This is a genomic window from Paraburkholderia suaedae (genome assembly GCF_040812055.1).
GTDB lineage: Bacteria > Pseudomonadota > Gammaproteobacteria > Burkholderiales > Burkholderiaceae > Paraburkholderia.
In genome coordinates this window covers 1-21,784 of record NZ_JBFOAH010000038.1, presented here as the reverse complement: position 1 = coordinate 21,784, position 21,784 = coordinate 1, and the positions used below count along the sequence as shown (strand labels likewise).

General features: G+C 61.3%; 14 protein-coding genes. 11 read left to right on the top strand and 3 right to left on the bottom strand.

Features of this window, described 5'->3' with window-relative positions:
* Positions 1 to 21: 21 nt before the first annotated feature.
* The 9 genes from ABQJ48_RS32915 (at position 22) to ABQJ48_RS32875 (ending at position 11,774) form a co-directional block, all read left to right on the top strand.
* The gene (locus tag ABQJ48_RS32915; protein WP_367842108.1) at positions 22 to 5,697 is read left to right on the top strand and encodes a phage tail length tape measure family protein; all 5,676 of its coding nucleotides are present in this window, start codon (positions 22 to 24) and stop codon (positions 5,695 to 5,697) included.
* Entirely contained in the window at positions 5,694 to 7,184 is a 1,491-nt protein-coding gene (locus tag ABQJ48_RS32910; RefSeq protein WP_367842107.1) for a hypothetical protein, read from the top strand. The genes ABQJ48_RS32915 and ABQJ48_RS32910 overlap by 4 nt, the downstream gene beginning before the upstream one ends.
* A 1-nt stretch (position 7,185) precedes the next feature.
* The gene (locus ABQJ48_RS32905) at positions 7,186 to 8,037 is read left to right on the top strand and encodes a hypothetical protein (RefSeq protein WP_367842106.1); all 852 of its coding nucleotides are present in this window, start codon (positions 7,186 to 7,188) and stop codon (positions 8,035 to 8,037) included.
* On the top strand, positions 8,037 to 9,644 hold the full coding sequence (locus ABQJ48_RS32900) for a hypothetical protein (protein WP_367842105.1): 1,608 nt from the start codon (positions 8,037 to 8,039) through the stop codon (positions 9,642 to 9,644). The genes ABQJ48_RS32905 and ABQJ48_RS32900 overlap by 1 nt, the downstream gene beginning before the upstream one ends.
* 2 nt (positions 9,645 to 9,646) lie before the next feature.
* Positions 9,647 to 10,201 carry a DUF4376 domain-containing protein gene (locus ABQJ48_RS32895; protein WP_367842104.1) on the top strand — a complete coding sequence of 185 codons (555 nt, stop codon included), beginning with the start codon at positions 9,647 to 9,649 and terminating at the stop codon, positions 10,199 to 10,201.
* Positions 10,202 to 10,203: 2 nt separating this feature from the next.
* Positions 10,204 to 10,500, top strand: coding sequence for a hypothetical protein (locus tag ABQJ48_RS32890; protein ID WP_367842103.1), 297 nt, complete (start codon positions 10,204 to 10,206; stop codon positions 10,498 to 10,500).
* A 62-nt stretch (positions 10,501 to 10,562) separates the two neighbouring features.
* Positions 10,563 to 10,757, top strand: coding sequence for a hypothetical protein (locus ABQJ48_RS32885; protein WP_007175746.1), 195 nt, complete (start codon positions 10,563 to 10,565; stop codon positions 10,755 to 10,757).
* Positions 10,744 to 11,226, top strand: coding sequence for a glycoside hydrolase family 108 protein (locus ABQJ48_RS32880; protein ID WP_367842102.1), 483 nt, complete (start codon positions 10,744 to 10,746; stop codon positions 11,224 to 11,226). The genes ABQJ48_RS32885 and ABQJ48_RS32880 overlap by 14 nt, the downstream gene beginning before the upstream one ends.
* Positions 11,223 to 11,774 carry a hypothetical protein gene (locus ABQJ48_RS32875; protein WP_367842101.1) on the top strand — a complete coding sequence of 184 codons (552 nt, stop codon included), beginning with the start codon at positions 11,223 to 11,225 and terminating at the stop codon, positions 11,772 to 11,774. Before ABQJ48_RS32880 ends, ABQJ48_RS32875 begins: the two co-directional genes overlap by 4 nt.
* A 426-nt stretch (positions 11,775 to 12,200) precedes the next feature.
* Here the strand turns inward: ABQJ48_RS32875 and ABQJ48_RS32870 are convergent, their stop codons facing one another.
* From ABQJ48_RS32870 to ABQJ48_RS32860, 3 genes are read right to left on the bottom strand one after another with little or no spacing between them, the layout of a single operon-like run.
* The gene (locus ABQJ48_RS32870; protein WP_367842100.1) at positions 12,201 to 12,593 is read right to left on the bottom strand and encodes an SIP domain-containing protein; all 393 of its coding nucleotides are present in this window, start codon (positions 12,591 to 12,593) and stop codon (positions 12,201 to 12,203) included.
* 28 nt (positions 12,594 to 12,621) lie between these two features.
* Entirely contained in the window at positions 12,622 to 15,882 is a 3,261-nt protein-coding gene (locus ABQJ48_RS32865; RefSeq protein WP_367842099.1) for a trypsin-like peptidase domain-containing protein, read from the bottom strand.
* Between the two features lie 19 nt (positions 15,883 to 15,901).
* Positions 15,902 to 17,611 carry a vWA domain-containing protein gene (locus tag ABQJ48_RS32860; RefSeq protein WP_367842098.1) on the bottom strand — a complete coding sequence of 570 codons (1,710 nt, stop codon included), beginning with the start codon at positions 17,609 to 17,611 and terminating at the stop codon, positions 15,902 to 15,904.
* Positions 17,612 to 19,188: 1,577 nt separating this feature from the next.
* Between ABQJ48_RS32860 and ABQJ48_RS32855 the strand changes: the two genes are divergently transcribed.
* On the top strand, positions 19,189 to 20,148 hold the full coding sequence (locus tag ABQJ48_RS32855) for an SOS response-associated peptidase family protein (protein WP_367842097.1): 960 nt from the start codon (positions 19,189 to 19,191) through the stop codon (positions 20,146 to 20,148).
* Between the two features lie 661 nt (positions 20,149 to 20,809).
* A partial coding sequence (locus ABQJ48_RS32850) for an EAL domain-containing protein (protein ID WP_367842096.1) occupies positions 20,810 to 21,784 on the top strand: 975 nt, incomplete at its 3' end.

Genomic DNA, 21,784 nt, shown 5'->3' with positions numbered 1-21,784 from the left:
GCTTTTTTACATCTCACGCCCATGCCCTCTCTCGGTTCCCTGATCGCCAAGGTTTCGCTCGACTATGCCGAATTCGAGCTGGGCGCAGATCGCAGCAGCCAGGCCGCGCTCAAGATGGGCAACGACATCGAGCGCGCGGTCACGCGGGCGATGGGTTCCTACAGGAAAAGCGTCGGCGACATGTCGGCGGCCAATGACGATCTCGGCGCGTCAATGGCGCGTGCGTCGGCCGGCGCGGCGGCGCTCGCCGAGTCGGAGGACCAGGCGACCGCCCGTATCAAGGATATGATCGCGCGGTCACTGGAAGCCCAGCAAGGGTTGCAGCAGGTTGCGTCCGCATCGCAGAGTGCCGCTGATGGCATGGGGGCGCTCGGTGCGTCGGCTGATCAGGTCCGCGCTAACGTGGCTGCACAGACGCAGGCGATGATCGACACCCAGCGTGCGACGGTGCTGATGAACGACGAGATGCAGGCGCTGCGCACGACCATGGCACAGGGCAATGCGACATTCGCCACGCTCGGAGACCAGTACTCCCGGCTCGATCGCGCGATGGCGACCGGCAAGCTCTCGATGCAGGAATACGATGCGGCGCTCGCGGCGCTCGGGAAAGACGAGGACAAGCGGCTCCAGGCGCTCAATGCGCTGACCGCCAAATATGATCCGCTTGGCGCGGCGACGCGCAAGCTCGCTGCGGATCAGGCGCTGCTCGACGATGCTTACAAGTCGGGTCAGGTGACGACGGAGCAGTATCAGCAGGCGCTCGGCGGAATCAAGGCGGATCAGGCCGTGGTCGAGCTTCGGCGTCTGGCAGACCAGCAGGCGCAGCTCGAGCGGGCGTTCAGGTCCGGATCGGTTTCGTCCGCAGACTACAAAAAAGCGCTTGCCGACATCGGCACGAACCGGACCGCCCTGAGCGAAATCGCAGGCGCGGCGGAGACCGCTGGCGCCGGGATGAGTCATTTCGGTCTGGGGACGGCCGGTGCGCGCACGGAAATCCTGCGCCTCGCCAATGATCTCGCCAACGGCAACTTCGGTCGGTTCGATCAAAGCGCGATGGTGCTCGCCGAGCGCATGGATCTGCTGGGGGCCCTCACGTCGGGCACGGCTCTGGCCATCGCGGCCATTGCCGTACCGATTGTTGCGGCAGGCGCCGCGATGGTGATGGTCGCGCGTCAGAACGATGCGATGAACGAGGCTCTGGTGCTGACCGGGAACTATGCCGGCACCACGGTGGACGGGCTGCGTTCGATGGCGCAGGCCGCTACTGCTGGTGGGGCTAGTTTCAATACTGCGGCCGATGCCGTCACGCAACTCGCCGCGACCGGCAAGCTGACCGGCGAAGAGATCTCGAATCTCGGGCGGACCACCGCCGATGTAGCGACGTACACCAGCATGTCGGTCAAGCAGATGGTCGACGAGTTCACGAAGCTTGCGGAAGACCCGGTTAAGGCATCGGTCAAGCTTAACGATACGTACCACTACCTGACCGCCTCGACCTACGATCAGATCGAGGCCCTGGTGAAGCAGGGCGACGCGACCGGCGCCGCCCAGGTCGCAGTTGAAGCATTCTCGACGTCAATGGATGCCCGCACCCAGGAGATCGCCAGGAATGAGGGCGTCATTCTCTCCGGCTGGCGCGAAATCAGGAACATGATCAACGGAGCCATCGAGGCTGTCGGGAAGTTCGGGTCAGAGAGTCCTGCGCAAAACATGCAGTTCTGGCAATCAGCGAAGCAGCGCGCGAACGCTGGCATTGGCGCGTCGTGGACCCCTGATGACGAGGTTGAGCTGCAAAAGGCAGTTGCCGCCTATCAGGCCGCCGTGAAGACGGCAGAGGACAAGGCGCGAAATGACCGCCAGCAGCAACAGCTCATCGATGGAAAGCGTGCGTACGATACATGGAACGCGCAGTTTGCTACGCCAGCGGAAAAGCGCGCGAAGGAGATCCAGACGTACATGGATACCATTGCGACGCCGCTCGGCCTCGGTCCTGATCAGCAGATTGCCGACGAGCAGAAGATCAACGACAAGTACAAGGACAAAAAGACGGGTTCGTCGCGCAGCGCCGGCCTGGTCGACAGGACACAACTGCAGGGCGAAGTGCAGGCGATCAAGGACTCGCTCGATCAGGAGCTTTCCTACGTCAGGAGCGCCCAGACGCAGCTCGATGCGCTGTACAAGAGCGGCGGGATCAGCGAAAACGCCTATTACACGCAGTCGCGCGAGAACCTCGTAAAGGCGGCGTCCGATCGGGCGAAAGCGTTTGACGACGAGGCGGCCATCCTCGCCAGGGGGCTGACCAACCACAAGCTCACCGCGGCGCAGCACGCGACGCTCCAGAAGCAGATCGATGATCTGCACGCGAAGTCAGCGGCGGCGATCGAGAGCGGGATGCTGGGTATCGCTGACTCGGCGGGCAAGGAACAGGAGGCCCTGGACAAGGCAAACAAGGCTTTCCTCGACTCGATCGACAAGCAGATCACCGCTGCCGACAATCAGGACCAGTCGCTCCAGGACCAGATCGATACGTTCGGCATGACGAAAACCGCGCTTGACCAGCTGAATGTCGCGCGCGCCGACGAGGCAGTCGCCACGATGGAAGCCGGTCGTGCCGAGCGGCTCCGGAACGACGACATGGCGGATACGACGGTTATCGACGCCAGAATCAACAAAGAGAAGGAGCTTGCCGCAACTCTGCGCGGAGTCGCCACCGATCAGGCTGCGCTCGACGACAAGAAGCAATTCCAGAAACAGCAGGACGATCTGGTTAAGACGTGGCAGGGCACGATCGACGGCATCGGCACGGACTTCCATAACGGCTTCCTGCAAATGCTGGGCGACGGTGCGAAGGGTTGGGCGAGCTTCACGGATTCGCTGAAGAACACGTTCGAGACGACGGTCGTGAACGAGCTGTATAAGGCGTTTGCGAAGCCGATGGTGATCAGCGTGATTGCGCAGATTGCTGGTATTGCTGGCGGCAGCGATATTCAGGCTCAGATTCTGCAAAACAACGGCATGGCATCGAGCGCGCTCGGCGGCATGAACAACCTGTCGACTGGATACAGCGCGCTCACGAAGGGCTATGGGATGCTTCAGGGCTATCTTGGCCTTGGCGAAACGGCGTCAATGACCTCTGGTGCGGCGTCTGCGATCGGAGGCACCCTTGCCGGCGGGTTTGGCAGCAGTGGTCTCGGCGCAGGAATCGGCGGCGAGGTGGCGTCATCTACGGCGGGGATTGCCGCTGCTGAAGGAGTGGGGGCTAGCGGTACGTCCAGCTTCGGCGCGGGCGCTGGATTGACCGGCGCAGCATCGTCTTTCGGATGGGTTCCTGTCGTCGGCTGGATCTTGGCCGGCATGGCGGCTGACGCGAAGTTGATGGGGCAGGGATGGAATCCCGACAACGGCTCGATGAGCGGCGCCGGCAAAGTGCTCGGCTCCGCAACCATGGCCTCGTATGATCTGGCAAAGGCAATCGGCATTCCGTCGGGTATCGCAAATATCCTGACCGGCGCGTCGACGATTTCACGCCTGTTCGGTCGCAAAGATCCGACAGTAGACAGCGCTGGCGTCGATGGCAACGTGACGGTGGCCAACGGTTTCCAGGGGCAGGACTTCACGGACTGGACCGCGAAGGGCGGCTTTTTTCGTAGCGACGCTCACGGCACTGTCAATACGCCTGCGACGCAAGATCAGCTCGACCTCATCAACGGCACTGTCGTGGGCACGGTTGCGGTGATCAATCAGCTTTCCGGTGCCATCGGCGGCATTGATGGCCTGCAGGGCAAGTTGTCGGCGTTTAATTACAGCATCCGCAACGACTGGCGCGACCAGACGAACGTCACGAAGTCGCTAACGGACCTGTCAAATGGCCTGGTCGACGCGATCATTCCGCTTGAACAATACCAGCAGACCGGAGAGACGCTCACGCAAACCGCCGTCCGACTTACTGGCGTGTTCACGTCGACGAACACGCTTGCTGATTTGCTCGGCAAGACGATGACGCAGGCGTTCGGTGCGGTGGGCATTGCCGGCACGCAAGTTCGCCTGAACCTCATCGCAGCGGCTGGCGGCATCGACAATTTCAATTCGGAGGTGTCCGCCTACGTCAAGGCGTATTACAGCAACTCGGAGCAGCTTGCGCAGGCGCAAAGCCAGATGACGCAGACTTTTGCGTCGCTGGGGCTGGCGTTGCCCAAATCGAAAGATGCATTCCGCGCCGTGGTTACGTCGCTCGACCTCACGACGACGGCAGGGCAGAACACGTTTGCCGCTCTCATGGCGCTGGCACCGGCTTTCGACCAGTACACGCAGGCAATGAAGCAGGCCGCCGATGCGCAGCAGGCGCTTTGGAATCAATACTTCAGCGCGGTCTACACGCCGACGCAGCAGCTGGCGATGAACACGAAGCAGTTGCAGGACCAGTTCAACGCGCTGGGCGTTGCCATGCCGAAGACAAACGCCGATTTCCAGACGCTGGTCGAGCACATGGACACGTCGTCGCAGCCGGCCAAGGATCTGCAAAACGCATTGCTTGCGCTTGCACCGTCCTTTGCGCAGGTAACGTCGGCCGCGGATCAGGCCACGCAGGCGGCGCAGCAGGCGGCGGCACAGAACCTGCAAACGGCGCTTGGCGATGTTCAGACCGCCTACGACACGCAGTCGAAGGCGATTCAGGCGAATATCGACTCGATCAACCAGTTCATCAGTTCGCTGACGAGCCTGAAACAGTCGTTGTCGCTAGGGTCGTTGTCGACGCTCTCGCCACAGGACAAATACCTCGCCGAAAAACAGTTGTTCGAAACGACGTCGGCGAGCGCGGCCGCTGGTGACGCCCCGGCCAAAAGCAATTTGCCACAGATCGCTCAGGACTTTCTCACTGCGTCGCAGGCATACAACGCAAGTTCGCAGGCGTATGTCGACGACTACAACGAGGTCCAGCAGGCGCTCAGCGCGAACATCGCGGTGGCGCAGCAGCAGCTGAGCGCAGCGCAGCAGCAGCTCAATGCGACGAATCAGATGGTGCAGGGGATTTTGAACCTGAACCAGACGACTCAATCGCTTGCTGATGCGCTGAAGACGTACTTTGCGGCGGGCGGCACAGCGTCTGCGGCGGCCAATACGTATGGTGGTGCGGCGGGCGGCAACCTCAACGCGGCGCAAGTGCAGGCGACGGCCATTAATGGCCTGATCCCGTACAGCGCCGCAAATCCGTATGGGCCGATGGGCGGCTATTCGGTTGGCGACTGGCAATCGTCGATGTCAGGAGTTTCTGATGCCGCAAAAGCTGCACTGGGCATGACGCTCGGCGCGGACGGCACGTATGGCTGGAATGTGGTCAACGGCTCACACGCCGGCGGTCTGGATAGCGTGCCGTTCGACGGATACCGCGCCGAGCTCCACAAGGGCGAGGCGGTGGTGACGTCGACGAACAATCAGAAGTTGTCGCGGATGTTGAGCGGTGACTGGTCGCGCTTCGGCAATAGCGATAACGCTGCGCTCATCAATGAGGTCAAGGCGATACGCGCAGAGATGGCGCGGATGAAGGAGCAGCTCGTTGCTGTAGGCGTCGCCCGTTTGCAGCAGGCAGACCAGCAGCACGGGGAGAGCAAGTCGGAGCTGAGCAAGCAGTCGCGGCATCTGCAAAACGCTGTCGATGCGGCATCGCGCACCGCCAACCACACGAGCAAAATCAAGTGACGATAGCCATTGATGCGACTGGCTACCGGCTGTCGGACGGCACGTTGCAGACCCTTCGTTTCTCCGACGATGGGTTTATGACGCTGCCGTCCGACACGCCGGCCAACGCCTATTACGAGCCGCGCCTGAGTGCTCCTCCGCACTTTGCGCGGTCCCTTTTTAATACTGCACAGGCGAGCTTCGGCGCATCGCAATCGACGCCCGGCGACATTGTTCTCGAGAACAGTGACGGCGGCATCGATTACCTGCTCACCGACTATGCATTCGACGGCCGGCCGTTCACGATGCGCGTCGGCACGCTCGGCACGCCGTTCGGCGCATGGACGGTAACAGCATCGGGCACGCTGAGCGATGTGAAGGTCAGCAACACGACGACGCTTAGCCTGGTGGTCAATGATCGCCTGCAAAAGCTCACGCTCACGCAGCAGCGCCCGACGTACGGCGGCACCAATGTGCTGCCGAACGGCATCGACGGAACGGCCAACGACCTCGCGGGCCAGTACAAGCCGCGAGTCTATGGCTCGGTGCTGAACATCGCGCCGAAATGTGTCAATACATCGAACCTGATCTATCAGGCGTCCGATCAGGCGAACTGCTTGATCACCGCGGTCTATGACAACGGCGTCTTGCTCACGCAGGATGCGGACTATCCCGACCTTGCGACGCTGCAATCGACGCAGCCCGCGTCAGGCCATTACCGGCGCTTTCAGGGCTATTTCCGGCTCGGCGCAAGCCCCGCGTCGCAGGTTACGTGCGATGCAACGAGCGGCACAACCGGGCCAGCCGGCATCCTGCAGCAGATCGCACTCGATGCGGGCTTCATTTCGGCCGACATCAGCGCCGCAGATGTGACGGCGCTCAACGCGCTGACCTCGGCGCCGTGCGGCGTCTGGGCTGACGGCCAGGTCACGAGTCAGTCGCTGATGGATGCCATCGCGGTCAGCATCGGCGCGTACTACTCGTTCGACCGCTTCGGCGTGTTGCGCATGGGTCGCGTGACTGCGCCGACCGGCTCGCCCGTCGCAACCTTCGATGATGTCGTGCTCGAGCAGGTGAACATCAAGGAAGCTGGCATCCCAGCCTATCAGGTGACGATCAACTACGCGAAAAACTACACCGTGCAGAACCAGCCGGCCGGCAGCGTGACCGTCGACCGGCGCACGTGGATCTCCCAGGCGTCGCGGAGCCAGGTGGCGACGAGCGTAGCAGTGCAGACCGCATGGCCCTCCGCAACAACGCAGACGTTCGACACAGTGCTCATCAACGCATCAGACGCGCTGGCCGAAGCGAACCGACGGCTCGCGCTGTTCAGCCGCCGGATGCTGCTGTCGGTCGACATCGACCTGTCGCAACTCGGCACGCTTGACCTGGGCAGCGTGGTCGGCTTCACGTTTCTGCGCTACGGCCTGCCATCGAAGCTGATGGTGGTCGTGGGCGTCGACGCGGGCGCCGATACGCACCTTGCAACACTCACGCTATGGGGATGACGTGGCAAATGTCCTACTCGCATATCCTAACCTGACGGACGGCGCGACGCTCTCGGGCGGCAGTTGGCAGGCGCCGCTGACCAACCTGCAGGACCGGCGTCTGGCGCGCGTCGCTCGCACTACCGACTGCACGACGCCGAACACCCAGTTCGCCATCGACCTCGGCAAGGATCGCAAGCTTCAAGTCGTCTCGCTCGTCAGCCACAACATGAGCACGCAGGGTCAATGGCGCGTGCTAACGGGCGACGACCCGACTTTCGTCACGAACAAATACGACTCCGGCTGGCAAGTCGCATGGCCGGTCGTCTATCCGTTCGGCACGCTCGAATGGGAAGACGACAACTGGTGGGAATGCACGATCTCGCAGGACGCCCGCGCCGGGTATCCGGGCATTCTGCTTGACCTTCTGCCGAGCATTGTGCTCGCGCGCTACGTCAAGGTGCTGTTCAGCGATGCGGCAAACGCGGCAGGGTATCTGCAGTTTGGCCGTCTGTTCCTCTCGCCTGGCTGGCAGCCCGCCAACAACATGTCATACGGCGCGTCGTTCAATTGGGAAACGGATACGAAGGTTGCGCGCTCGCTCGGCGGCACGCCTTACTTCGACCGGAAGAACCCGCGTCGAGTCGACAAGTTCTCACTCGGGTTTCTGAGCGATGCCGAGGCGAAGGCGACGGTGTTTGAGATGCAGCGAACGCTCGGCATGGATGGCGAGCTGCTTGTCGCGTGGGATCCAGGCGACGCGCTGAACCTGATCAGGCAATCGTTCGTCGGCCGCATGCGCGCGCTCAATCCGATCGCCACCGTGTTTCTGAACAACAACAGCAACGCATTTGAAATCGAGGAAACGTCCTGATGACGAACCAAGTTACTTTCCCGACCAACGTCGGCGGCGATGGCTCAACCGTCACTGACGACAGCAGCGCGACGACTGGCCTCGCCAACGGCGGCTTTCGCACGCGGTTGCTGCCGATGTTCACGAACATCATCAACATCGCTAACTGGATTCTCGGACAGGCGGGCAGCATCGCTGCGAAAATCACGGATGCCGAGACATCCGCCTCAAATGCGGCGGCCAGCGCAGCGACGGCCGTCAATGCGCCCGGCACAGCCGCCACGTCGACGACACCGCTGACGATCGGCACCGGCAACCAGTCGCTGACTGTGCAGGCCGGAAAACTGTTCGTGGTGGGGATGACCGTCACGATCGCGAACACTGCATCTCCGACGAACGTCATGTCGGGAATCGTCACCAGCTACAACAGCGCAACGGGCGTCCTCGTCGCGAGTGTGACTTCAATATCTGGCAGCGGGACTTTTGCGGCGTGGACGGTGGCGCTCTCGGGCGCCGCGGGTGCCACGGGTGCAACTGGCCCAGCTGGGGTGCTCCCTTCTGGCACGATCACCTACTCGGCCGTCAGTCCTGGAGCCGGCTACCTTAAGGCCGATGGCTCTGTCTACAGCCAGTCCGCATATCCAGCATTGTTTGCCGCAGTTGGAAGTTTGCCGGCGCTTTCTGCCCCAACGGGTCGCAGCACTGCGGGCCCAGGGAACTACACGTCCGTGGCCGCCTATCTGAACGGGAAATTTCTGGTCTGCGATACCGCAGCCTCCCTGTCCACATCTCCCGACGGCATCACATGGACCTACCAGAGCTCACTCACGACAACTATCGCTGGCTCGGCGGGTGGATTTGCATACGGAAACGGCAAGTATGTATGCGTCGGCTGGTATCAAAACGGCGGGTATGCCGTCACCACGACATCGACAGATGCCGTCAACTGGACCGGACAGAGCCGTCCTTTGCCTTCGAGCGCTCAGTTGATCGCTGTGGCGTTTGGCAGCGGCTTGTTTGTCGCAGTCGGGACTACTGGGGTAATTGCCAGTTCATCGGACGGAGTGACGTGGACGCAGAGAACGAGTCCGTATAGCAGCACCTGGTATTGCATTACATATGCGGCGGGGTTGTTCGTCGCCGCCGGCGCTAGCGGGACTATCGCAACATCTCCCGATGGCGTGACCTGGACTGCGCGTGCCAGCGCGTTCGGGGGGAATGAAATCCGATCCATTGCATACGGCAACGGTAAGTTCGTCGCTGTGGGTGCAACTGGAATGCTGGCGACGTCTCCGGACGGTGTGACGTGGACTGCTCAAAACACAGTCTTTGGAACAAGCGAAATCTACGCTGTGACATTCGGCAACGGGTTTTTCGTAGCCGGCGCATATGGAGGTGTGCTTGCCGCGTCTTCTGACGGCGCGACCTGGACAGCGTTCAATAGCGGCGGCAGCTCAAGCGGCCAAATTTCGGGGCTGGCCTACGGTAATGGAATGTTTGTGGTCACCGGCACATCCTACGGCGCGGCCACTGTGGAGACGCTGTCAACCACCTACTCATCCACATCGCAGTTCGTGCTGCCCAAGCCGGCTGCCTATCTCGGCGCAAATCCCTACATTAAGACGTGACCATGCAGACCCTCTACGGAATGAACGCGTCCGGCGTATCGACGGGCGAAACACGGCAGATTGACGATCAAGAGGGCATCGAGCCGGGCTGGGTTCCGGCCGAGCCGCCGGCGCTCGCTGCGGGTGAGGTCGCGATCTGGGCTGCGACTCAATGGCTAGTTACTCCTGAGCCACCGCCCGACGTCGATGGCGCAAAGGCATCGCAGACAGCGCTCGTATCGGCAGCGTGCCAAGCCGCCATCGTCGCGGGCTTCACATCTTCGGCGCTCGGGGCGCCGCACACGTACCCAGCCAAGCCGACCGATCAGCAGAACTTGAACGCATCGGTCGTCGCGTCGATCCTTCCGGGCGTGGCTGCGGGCTGGACTACGCCGTTCTGGTGCGCTGACGGCTCGGGCACATGGGCCTACGTGATGCACACCGCAGCGCAAATCCAGCAAGTCGGGCAAGACGGCAAGGCGGCGATTCTCGCGTGCCTGACGAAGAACCAGCAGCTTGCTGCTCAGATCGATGCCGCGACGACCGTCGAAGCCGTGCACGCCATCGTGTGGAGCTGACCATGAGCCGACTGAAACTGCTGATGGTATGGCTGCTGTGCACGCTTGCCGCGCCGATCCTTTCTATCGCAATGCTCTGTCAGGCTGCGTTCGGATCGACCGACCGCGCGCTGTCGATGGCTGTTGCGCAAGACGAGTGCGGCAATGCGCTGTTCGGCGGCGCTCGCGGCGAAACCATCTCGACGCGCACCGGCAATGCGCTGATTCAAGGGAAGCGCTGGGCGAAGATCGCGGCGCCATGTATCGACGCTCTGTTCGGCGCGGGGCACTGCCTGGCCAACGCGACACTGCCTCACTGATCCCGTAAAGGCTCACCAACTCCCTGACCCGCCACCCGGCGGGTTTCTTATTTGAGGCCTTGATGATTCAAAACGACACGGTCGCCAGCGTTGTAAAAGTCGCGCCTCCCGTCGCAGTGAGCGCAATACAGGCGATCACCGAATCGCTGCCGAGTTTCGTGCTGTGGGTTACGGCCATCTACACCGTTCTCCAGCTCTACGTTTTGATTCGCGACAAGATTTTGCGACATGAGGAGGGCGGTGATGAGCAGTTTTGATGACGCTTTCGATGCGCTCATCGGCAACGAGGGCGGCTACTCGAACAATCCAGCGGATCCGGGCGGCGAAACGATGTGGGGCGTCACGGCGCGGGTCGCGCGCGCGTCGGGCTATAGCGGCCCGATGAAGGACTTGCCGCGCGACACGGCGAAGGCGATCGCAAAGAAGCTTTACTGGGATCCGCTGCGGCTCGACGAGCTGGACGGGCGCGTGGCCTTCCAGATCTTCGACGCCAACTACAACGGCGGCCATCCGGTGATCTGGATGCAGGGCGCCGCCGGCGCAAAGGTCGACGGGCTGATCGGGCCTGCAACGATCGCGGCGGTGCAGGCCACTGATCCGCTCCGGTTCATGTTGCGCTGGAACGCGCTACGCCTCCGCTATTTCACGTCACTCAAGATGTTCGGCACCTTCGGTAAGGGCTGGACGAATCGCATCGCCAACAACCTCATGAAAGGAGCTGCATGATGCCGCTTATCCCTATTGCAATGGCGCTCGCGCACTTCGTACCGATGATCGCCGGCTGGCTCGGCGGCTCGAAGGCCGAAGACGTCGCCAGCAAAGTGGTGAGCATCGCCCAGACTGTGACAGGGCAGTCAGCGCCCGACGCGGCGCTCGCTGCCATCCAGTCGGACCCGAATCTGGCGATGCAGTATCAGAAAGCGGTGCTCGACCAGCAGGCGCAGCTCGCACAGATCGCCGCTGATGTCGAGAAGGCCGAGCTCGCCGCCGACGAAGCCAACACGGCAACGGTCAACCAGACGATGCAGGTTGAGGCCAAGGCGGATCACTGGCCGACCTATGCATGGCGGCCGTTCGTCGGATTCTGTTTCGGATTCGCCTGGATTGGGGCGTACTTCATCATCCCGCTACTGCGCGGCTGGTGGCCGAGCATTGCTCAACCGAGCATCCCGCCCGAGGCGTGGATTGCAATCGGTGGCGTGCTCGGCGTGGCGAGCTTCTTTCGCGGGAAGATGCAAAGCGACCCGCGTGTGATGAGCGACAACCGCGGATGAAGTTTTGCGTACCAAAGTTAGTTTAACCGCGCTTAGTTGGGCGGAAAAAGACAGAGCGACCGGGAGCATGTTTGCGCATGCTCCCGGCCGCCTCTTACCCCGTGGGCGCTGGTGGCCGCGAAACAGCGCGTAAGGAGGTGATTAACTTCAGCTGGGACGATGCCGCGCAGCCAGCCGGACTGTTTTAATCGGCCCCAAAAGTAAAGAGTCCGCTTCGGCGGGCTCGTTTTTGCGTTGCCCAGCAAGTAAAATCGGCCGCTGCGGATTTGCTACAGCAATGGTTTGGGATTATCTGGAGGGCGTTTTGCTCGTCATTCCATCCTCAACTATCGCCGAAGGAAGATCGTCAAAGTGACTTTGAACGGCTCAGGTCGGACCCAATTCAGCCGTCCGTCGGCGATCTTCGAACGGCCGATAGGCGCTGAACTACAGCCGGCGAGCAATCCGACCTCCTTGTCGACGGCGACAGGAACATCTCACCAACGCTGGGTAGCCGTCAACGCGTGAGCGACGCTCAGTTCGATTGGCTTGGGGCGGACCGATGTATGCCTCGCGCGGTCGATCGCAAATCCTGCTGGTTCCGCTGCTACCTGCAGCAGCATTACGATGGTCAGTTGCAACTTCTTCCCAATATCCGACAGTCATAACCCGACCCGGTTCGAGACCTGGCGATGAAACGAGCGCCCGTCTCAACGTACGCATCCGGGTCGCTTCGCCAACCGCCCATACGAACACATTGCAATTGTGTGGACACCGGGCAAAGGGATTGGCGCCAAGCGCGTCCTCTTGGGTAGGCAATGCCGCGCCGTGCCGTCGCACGAGTCTGCGACGGCACTATCACAGGACTCTAAACGACGAGCACCCTCGCTTCGATTTGCTGAGCGCTGATGCAGGGCGCAGTCCCATGCGCGTCCGTGACCGTGTAAATCGCGCTAACGCTCAATTCCATGGTGCTCGCGATTTCCAGAATCCCCATCGTGAGCGGCACCGCCGCTGCCGGTCGCGCGCCGAAGAGCAGTTCAGCGAGCCTGCAGCAATCGTCCATCGTGGCGTTATGCGCAGGCAGAAGGAGCGTCTCGAGCGTGACGGGCGCGCTGAACTGCGGTTCACGACCCTTCGCCGCACCCGCGAGAACCAGCGGAATCACCCGTTTGATCACCGGCGCATCTTTGCCTTGCCAGTTGTGGATATTGATTTCGGTCGAGTAGTGGCCAGGACGCACCGGAGCACATCCACAGCAATCGTCGCGCTGCTCGCCGCATACGAACTTGACGCTGTACATGAAAAGCCGGAAGTTGGCCGATGTGACGACGACCGGGTCTCTTCCGGGCTGCACGATGCCGATCCGCGGTGGTTCGAACGACCCCGGATTCATGCACACGTCGACTTGGTACGAGCCGTCGCCCAGATCACTCACCGCGCTTCCGAGCGTGCTATCGGGTTGCGGCGCGAGTGTAAACCCGTCAACGCGGCCCGGCCCCATCAGATTTCCGTACTTGTCTCGCGGCGTGAACACCATGCGAACGCACGAACCCCCGTTCGCGTCTGGAGGCAGATTTGTAGTGGTGGCGGTCGTCTTGTCCGGATCGACGCCGACTTCGACGTGAATCGACCACGTCAGTTCACGCATGCCCATGCAATCGTCGCCGTAGGTCGCCTTCGCGTGGAACGTGTAGTTGCCTTCGGCTTTAAGAAAATCGACCAGCGGCTTGCCGAACGTTGCCGTTGCTTCGAACGCGCCGTTGGTGTTCACCGAGTCGTTGAACAGATCGATCGTGGTGTCGATATACGTGACGACCGGCTTGCCGCTCGACTGCTCGATTGACTGCAGCGTCGCCTGGCGCGGCGCTATCCCGTCCGCGTCGATGTTGCCCGCGGGCGCAAGCCCCGTCTTGCTGAGCACATTACCGATGCTAGTGTCGGGATACGTGATCGTCATCGACGTATTCATGCCGTCGGGCCAGCCGCCATCATCATAACGGATGAGCACCATCGGATTGATCGTGTCGCCGGTGTAGTAGCGGCGACCTTCACGGAAGCGGCGCATCCGCGGCCCACCGCTCGGAATTATGTTGATGAAATAGCGCAGCGCCGGCGTGGGCGGCGGGAATTCGCCACCGCCTCCGGGTCTCACGACGTTGACGCTCCAAAGTCCGTCGCGTTCGCCGCCGACGGGAAGCGGGACGCGCAGGAACGTCCACGTCCTGCCCGACGAAGACTCGACAGTCGGCGCATTGATCGTGATCACCGCGCCGCCGGGCGTCGTGACTTCTGCGTAAAGGGCCGCGTTGGCATTGTCCCAACCGGCCACCACCGTGATCGCCTCTTCGCCGCAGATACGGAACGGCAAAGCGGTCCCCGCCGGCTGGTTCGCTGGCAGATCGAATTCGGGGTCCATCAGGATGCCGTATTCGAAGATGTTGCCGAACGCGGTAGCGAAAAATTTCTCCAATGACAGGCCGCCGCTCGCACGCGTATAAAGGCCACCATGCGACCCGGCGAGCGTCTGAAGCAGCGCGCCGTCGAGATTGGATTCGCTGCCGAAGCCGATAGCGTGAACCGTCGTGCCGGCAAGCGAGGCGTCAACGGCCGCAATCATCGGCGGCTGGTTCTGCAGTCCGTCCGTCATCAACAGAATCGCCTTCGGGCTGGGTCCGCCCGCGCCGGCCAGTTGTGCCTGCGCTGCGCCGAGACCTCCGCCGATGCTAGTCATCCCACCCGGCGTCAAGCCAGGCAACTTGCCCCCGATATAGGGCGGCGGACCGATCAGCGCATTCTTCGACGTCGGTGTGACAGTGTTGATCGCAAAGTCGACGGGCGAACTGGCCGACGTGCTGAACGAAACGAGACCAAGGCGATTGCCTGTATTGGATCTCACGAGCTGAACGAACAGCGACAGCGCATCGCGGGCCGCATCGATCTTCGGCCGGCCCGTGCCGTCGTCAAGCGACATACTGCCTGAGCGGTCGAAAACCAGCATAACGTCACGTGTGACGGGCGGCGGCGGAGCCGGGGCGATGATCTGCAGTGTCGTTGCAATAGGAAAATAGTTCAGCATGCCACCGGCGCAAGGATTGCCGTTTGACAGAATGCCTACGATGCGTCCTGCGGCATCGAACAGCCCCGACCCGGAACTGCCGCCCGATACATGAACGTTGGTGGGTACGTTGATCGCCGATGCATTGCTGTTGACGACTGTGGCAAATCCTTCGCCATGCGGTATCGATAGTTTTTTGACGGCACCGTTTGGATGGTGCACGCCAAATATCTGCTCGCCGACGAGAGGAAGATCCGGGCGCATCTGGATGATCGGAACCCCGGCCGGCGCTTCGGCCAATTGCAACAGGCTGTAGTCGCCCGTTGAGTCATAGCGGTGCGCGAGCACCGCTTTCACCTTGTAAAAACGCGGATTGTAACCAGCAGGCTGGCTGCCATCGCATTGCGTTTGGTAGTCGAAGGTAACCGAGCCGTTCAGTGCTTCCGCCGGCGTGTGGCAGTGTCCCGCAGTAATGACCTTGTCAGAATCCACGAGGGTGACCGAGCAGGTCGAGAGTTGCTGAACGCCAGTGAAGTCGCTCGCCTCGACGGACAAGATCATTCCGACGCTGCGCGACACCCGGGCACGTATGTCGGTGGAAGGCGTAGCACATGCGGCATTCTCCCAATTCGGCGGGTTGGCGCAATACCAGAATGGATCGTACGTTGGCTCCTCGTAGGCAGGCGCCTGGTAGAACGGATCGCAATTTGAAAAGCTCGGATGGTCGGTTTCGCCTTGATGCCGCTCGCCTCGGCCGTACCGGTCCAGTTGCACGCTGCCCGTGCCTGGCCCGGCAGCAACATACGTGATCTGAACGCCGGCCGGAAACGCGTAGATATTGACGGGTCGAGTCCAGAAAGAAGGGCCGTCGCCGGCTGTAAACCGGTCGATGTCATAGCCAAGATTGACCTGCAACTCGTCGCCGGGCCGGAAGTTGAGGTTCTGGAAATGCAAGACCAGATACTTGGTTCCTCCCGGAGCAGGCGACGCAGGCGGATTGAATACGGTAGTCCCGGGACCAATTGCGATCGGGGCGCCAAGGATCTGAATCGTTCCAGTGATATGCGACACGGCCGTTCTCCTCTAAAGGTTATCGGCGGGCGGTAACCTGTTTGACGTCGATCGAAACGCCGCTTTCCGGCATCGATCCTGACGTCGTATAGACGGCCGTGACTGCGACATCGGCGCTTGCCGTGATCTCGATCAGACCGGTGGTAAGGGGTAGCGATTCTTGCGTTACCGCGCCCAGGAGTTCTTCTGCAATCCGGCAGCAGTCATCCATCGTTGCGGTTTGCGCAGGCAAAACGATCCGGTCTTCCGCGCGCGCGCCGGCCGTTCGCGGCTCCCTTGCGATCGCTGCGCCGGACAACACGAGGGGGACGAAGCGTTTCAGGATCTCCACTGGCTTCAGCGAATAGTTGTGGATCGCGATCGACGTGGCGTATCGACCCGCCTGCACAGGTGAGCATTCGCAGCTGCACGCGTTTTGCGGCCCGCAGACGAAGTCGACTGCATAGACGAACTGGCAGGCCGGCACAGTGATCTTCACGGCCTTGCTTGCGACAGTCTTGCCGTCGGCCAACGCATCGATGGCGCCCGTAACGACCTGCTCCTCTGGTCCGCAGGGTACGCCGGTGAATCGAATCTTGAAGGTCAGCACGTAATCCTGCTCGCCGGCAAGCGGGCCGTAACCAGCGGGCGGGTCGATCGAAGTCACGAAGGGCGCGACGCTCGACGAAGGTACGAGTTTCACGTTTTGTAGCGAGCCGACTGCGGCCTTCACGAGCGCAATGATCGTGTTCACGATATTTCCCGCATTGATGCCGACCGCGAGCGCCCCGCCCGTCGCAGCGGTCAATCGGCTGGCCTGCCCCGGCGCGCCACCAGGCGCGCCGCACTGAGGTTGATAGCCGTCGGCGTTGACGGTCGGATCGCCGTCGAGGCCAGGCGTCGCGGTGGAGATGGCGAGGACGATGATGCCCTCGTTGACGAGCCTGGCGATAGCGCCGGCCTCGGTGACGGTTGGTGCGCTCGAGACCGCATTGCAGATCGGATCGTGGCTGGGCGCGTCACCGAACCAGACGACAATGCGCTTGCTCCCCGCACGCCAGCCGATGCCGGGTCCTGGTGGCACTGCGAGGCTGTCGAGCGCGAACAACGCCGCTTCTGCTAAGTCGCCGCCGCCGTTCGCAGACCACGCGTTGATACCCGTGGCAACGGCCGCGGCGGCGCTGGTCGGACTGACTTGATGCTGGAAGCCATAGGGATCGCCGGACGCGAAATCCTTGTAGTTGCCGACCCCGAACATCAGGTCGAGGCCGAGCGCGTTAAGCGACGCCAGGACATTGTTTGCACCGACCTGGACGGCGTTCAGGATCGTGCCCATCGAGCCGGTGGTGTCAGCCAGAAAATAGACGTCTGCTTTCGTCGGTCCGGCGTTCTTGGGGACAGTGACGGTGATGGTTTCGTCGAGCGTCGCGCCGGGATTCAGCACCAGAACATTGGTGTCTGGGTTGATGACGATGGGCGCTATTACCGATGCCGATTTCACGTCGAGAACTGGCCGGTCGAAGCGTTGCTCGAGGGCGTCTGTCGACTCGAGCGCTTGGCCGTGGTCGTCGACAAGCACGCTATAGGCGGCGCCGTTGGCATTGCCGGCATCCACCAGCTTGAATCGATAATACGGCTTGCTCGTGTCGGGGTGTCGTGCCTCTGCGACGTCCACCACCAGTGGCGCTTCGAGCCGATGCTTCAGGGCCGCGAGCGCGGCCGCCTTTTCGGCGTGCGACTTGTTGGTCATCGATTCACCTCTGAAGGTTGGAGACACGACGAGCTTTACAACCCCGTGTATCCCGATGCCGAGCCGGGCACGGGGTTCGAATGCGTGCGGGTACGCAGCCATCGCTGTTTTGCTGGTATTTCAGCACGGCCGAACGCCGACGCGTCTCGATTGTATTGAACGTACCAGATGCTTTCCGTGGCGGACGCTCTCTAAAGGGACTACCAGTGGCAAAGTTCTGACCGGTTTCAGCTGTCAGGAAGATAAACGGGCATCGGCAACACGGTTTAACGGAAGGGCCGGATTCTTTTGGGTCATGCAGGAATCGGTCCGCTCCATCCGGCGAATGCGACCGAATTTTTGCGGACGTCAACGAACGCTGTGGTTTCACGAGTTAGTGCATAAAACCGTCGCGACAAAAACGCAAAAGCTTTGATACGATATATTCGACTGTCTCATACTTGCCAGCCACCACCTCACGGAAAGTCATACTGCCTAAACCGCTCGCCGCCGATCGCGTCGACCGGCGAGTTACCCTTACCGACCCGCTGCAGCCCTTCAGCTAGTTTCTGCGGATGTCAAGGCCGTGCTGACCGCAACTAAATGAGTGATGCGCCTAGGCTGCTCGGCTCGCTCTTTAGTACACAAGGGCCGTTCGCTTGCATCTCGGTCAAACACGACATGGCGATTCTATTTTCCGTATTAAAGTACATCACCAACAACTTCTCAATGGAAATTTTAACCACCGCGGCATCGAACATTTAATAGTCTATGGAATTCATTATGACTATGATGTGAAATGATAAACTTGCACCTGACGTTCGTCCGATAGTGACTGGCGTGTGCCGATCCGCACGTATAATCAGTCCATAAATTGGCGGGAAAAGCAGTAAATATGCTGTTTAGATTTTCGCGCGAACGGAGAGGAGAGGCGCTGTGAAACGCATACTAGAACAAACTGATTTTTTCTGATGCGCTGGTTACATTCGCGCTGTTGCGGATCGGCCCCGCTTCTGCGAATCGCTGCGGATGCCAACTGCCCACACCTCGGTTAACTACTGCACGTCAATTGGCAACGCGGAGACTTATTTGTCCGTACGTGTCTTAACGTAAGCTTACGAGAATGGGCGGCGGTCCAGCGCTTGCATTTAAAAAGGCCGCTCTGCGTAAAGCGACCGACGAATCGTCGGTCGCCTTCTCTTTGCCAATTGTGACTCTTCGCCCTGTCAGCAGACATTCGGCATGCGCCTGGGAAGGACCGTCGATGGCCGGCTACCGCCCGACGCGTTTAACTCAGGTCGACCCGTTGCTGCCGGTCGAGCCGCGCGCCTTTGCTGGTGGCTCGTCATCAGATCCAATTGCGTGGACCCAGTAGACGCAGCCCGTCTCGGGGTCCGCTTGGACCTGCCGGCGATCACCGCGTACGCACAACGCATGAGATCCGCCGGCAATGTCGCCGCCCCAATGCTCACAGGAACGGCAGGGGCGGTCGGTTTCCGAAGAATTGAATAGACCCATGATAAACCACTGTATAAACATACAGTGTATCCCGGACTTGCGGCGGTATCATAGAACCGTCTCAAAACCCGGAGCCGGCCATGTGCTATTCAGCGCAGATCGTTGCGGACTATCGAAAATTCGTGAGAGCGTTCGGGGCGCGGCTGAGCTTGCGGGAGTTCGCGGAGCTCTACTTTGAGCGCGCCAACGGGAGCAAGGCAAAGATTCCGAAGGCGATGGACGCGGCGTTCGCCGACCCCCAGACCGAGGAACAGCGCGGGATCAAGGCCGCAATCGACCGGTACAACGCCGAGCAGGCCACTGCGCTCGAGCAGGAATTATTCAGACAGCGGACCCGACTCGCTGACGCTGAACGGACGCTTCAAACGAAAGCCACCAAGGCAGCCACAGAAAGCAAACGCATCGCCACGGACAAGATCGACGCGACGATCCGCCGCCTCGACGATCTCAGGCGGACCGAACTGCAGGACCGCTACGCGCGCATCTTCCCGGGTACGTACGCACCTGTCATGGTCATGGAGAACGGCCAGCGGGTAATCAAGCCGATGCGCTACCAGTGCCGGCCGGCGGGTAAGCCGAAGTTTTACGACACGAAGTTTCCGGGCACCTACAACGCGCGCCGCGACAATCTCGAAGGGTTCTGGCGCGATCTCTTCGGCTATTCGCACGGGCTGATGGTCGTCAACGCGTTCTTTGAGAACGTCAGCCGCGCCAGGATGGAAGGGCGCGAGCTGCAGGATGCCGAAAAGGACGAAAACGTGGTGTTGGAGTTTCGACCGAATACCGGCGGAGAAATGCTGGTTGCCTGCCTGTGGTCACACTGGAAGGCGCCGGGCGAGCAGGATCTCCTTTCGTTTGCGGCGATAACGGACGAGCCTCCGCCGGAGGTCGCGGCGGCCGGCCACGACCGCTGCATTGTCCCGATCAAGCCCGAGAACATCGACGCGTGGCTGTCACCCGATCCGGCGAATCTAGGGGCGCTGCACGCGATCCTCGACGATCGTGACCGTCCATATTACGAACATCGGCTCGCGGCATAGATGCCTTCGGTCGACCAAGACGAGGGGCGGGCAGCGGCAGCGTCGGACTCACTTCGGGCCACGAGCGGTCTTTCGCAGTCGGTTGGCGACCGTTTATTGACGAGCGACGAGCCGCCATTTTGTAAAGCAACGACCGATGATTCGGCAGACTGACCTACGCCCGACGGTGACTTCCGTTTGAGCGATCCGTTCGCATGCGTCTCGCCCAGACATGGGCTCGGTCATCACAGTCCGCAGTGTGTTTGTGTTTTTTTATGACCAGCCTGTATGTGATCGAGGACATTGTCAAAGATCGGAAGGTCGCCCACTGGACTGCCGGTTGACGGCTGTCCTTCCAAGGGCTGGGCTAATTTGCCGGCCGGCATTCGCCTGCCCTCCACGTGGGTCGTCGTGAGTAAATAAGTACATATTACAAGACTGTAAAAAAATTTCGCAACAACCGGAATCATCCGGGCGGCGATGGTGTACATTTGTCTGACAATTAGTAATTTTTAGCCTACCCTAAGTTTCTCTGTCACCTGATCTCCGGGAGCAATTTTGCCAGACGACTCCAGGCACCGACCAAACCGCCTTCATGATGCCTGTCCATGCAGGCCCACACAGTTTGAACACGGTGGCCATTGACGCTTTCAGGTTGCCGGATAGCAGGCAAATGTGCACGATGGCATTGCTGCTGGTGCTATCGGTGCCGTTCGCCCACGCAGCGCCGACACAGGAATTTGCCGGCGCCCCGGCGCGAGGCGCCATCGCTGCGCTGGCAGCGCCAGCGGCCACGCCGGTTTCGCAGGAACCCGCCGCGACCGTTCTGTTTGGTACGGACTGCACGCTTCCCGCTTCCCTGTTGATTCCCGCTACGCTGGATGGAGTGAATGCGACGCTCATCGATCCGGCGGGCCCCCGCCAGCTGCATTGCATTTCATTGCACGAGGCATCGAACGTTGGGCGCGCAGGTTCTGTCACGCGGTCCAAAGCCCGCGGGGCAGATTCCCCCCCGTCGACAGTCGCGGACACGGCAGACGTTAGTCTGACCGGTACGCCGGCCAGCAGCGACAACGGAACCCCGGCTTCAATCTCCTTTCCAGTCGTTACTTTTCGCGTGCAGGGATTTACCGATCCGCCGGCCAGTCCGCTGGTGCCGACCGGCTGCGGACAGGATGATGTGTGCGATCGCCTGGCACCGCCTGCCCCGCCTGCACGGCTTGAGGGGGCCCCTGATGCGGACCACTCGGCGCGCAAGCCGGGGGCCCGGCCGCGCACGCCTGCAAGGACACCGATCAATCTCCACCTGCTGTCATGGCTGGGCCTCTGGCTGGCGTTGTGGCTGATCCTGCTGGGTCTGTGCGCGCTGGCATGGATTTTCGTCAAACGCCGATTCGGTCCCGATGCCAGGCTGATGCGCGCTGCCCGGGCCGGATTAAGGAAAGGGGAGTTCCGTCTGGAATACCAGCCGGTGGTCAGCCTGCGCGACGGCAGGTGCGTGGGCGTCGAGGCGCTGATCCGCTGGACCAATCCCGAGTACGGCTCGCTGGGACCAGCGCATTATATGAGCCGTCTCGAGCACACGGCGCTAATCGGCCCGCTGACCCGGTTCGTGCTTTCAACGGCGGCCCGGGAACTCGGAGCGCTGATGGCTGAC

Coding starts and splice junctions, on each gene's coding strand:
- ABQJ48_RS32915 (WP_367842108.1), top strand. CDS start 22: ATGCCCTCTCTCGGTTCCCTGATCGCCAAGGTTTCGCTCGACTATGCC.
- ABQJ48_RS32900 (WP_367842105.1), top strand. CDS start 8,037: ATGACGAACCAAGTTACTTTCCCGACCAACGTCGGCGGCGATGGCTCA.
- ABQJ48_RS32895 (WP_367842104.1), top strand. CDS start 9,647: ATGCAGACCCTCTACGGAATGAACGCGTCCGGCGTATCGACGGGCGAA.
- ABQJ48_RS32890 (WP_367842103.1), top strand. CDS start 10,204: ATGAGCCGACTGAAACTGCTGATGGTATGGCTGCTGTGCACGCTTGCC.
- ABQJ48_RS32885 (WP_007175746.1), top strand. CDS start 10,563: ATGATTCAAAACGACACGGTCGCCAGCGTTGTAAAAGTCGCGCCTCCC.
- ABQJ48_RS32880 (WP_367842102.1), top strand. CDS start 10,744: ATGAGCAGTTTTGATGACGCTTTCGATGCGCTCATCGGCAACGAGGGC.
- ABQJ48_RS32875 (WP_367842101.1), top strand. CDS start 11,223: ATGATGCCGCTTATCCCTATTGCAATGGCGCTCGCGCACTTCGTACCG.
- ABQJ48_RS32860 (WP_367842098.1), bottom strand. CDS start 17,611: ATGACCAACAAGTCGCACGCCGAAAAGGCGGCCGCGCTCGCGGCCCTG.
- ABQJ48_RS32855 (WP_367842097.1), top strand. CDS start 19,189: ATGTGCTATTCAGCGCAGATCGTTGCGGACTATCGAAAATTCGTGAGA.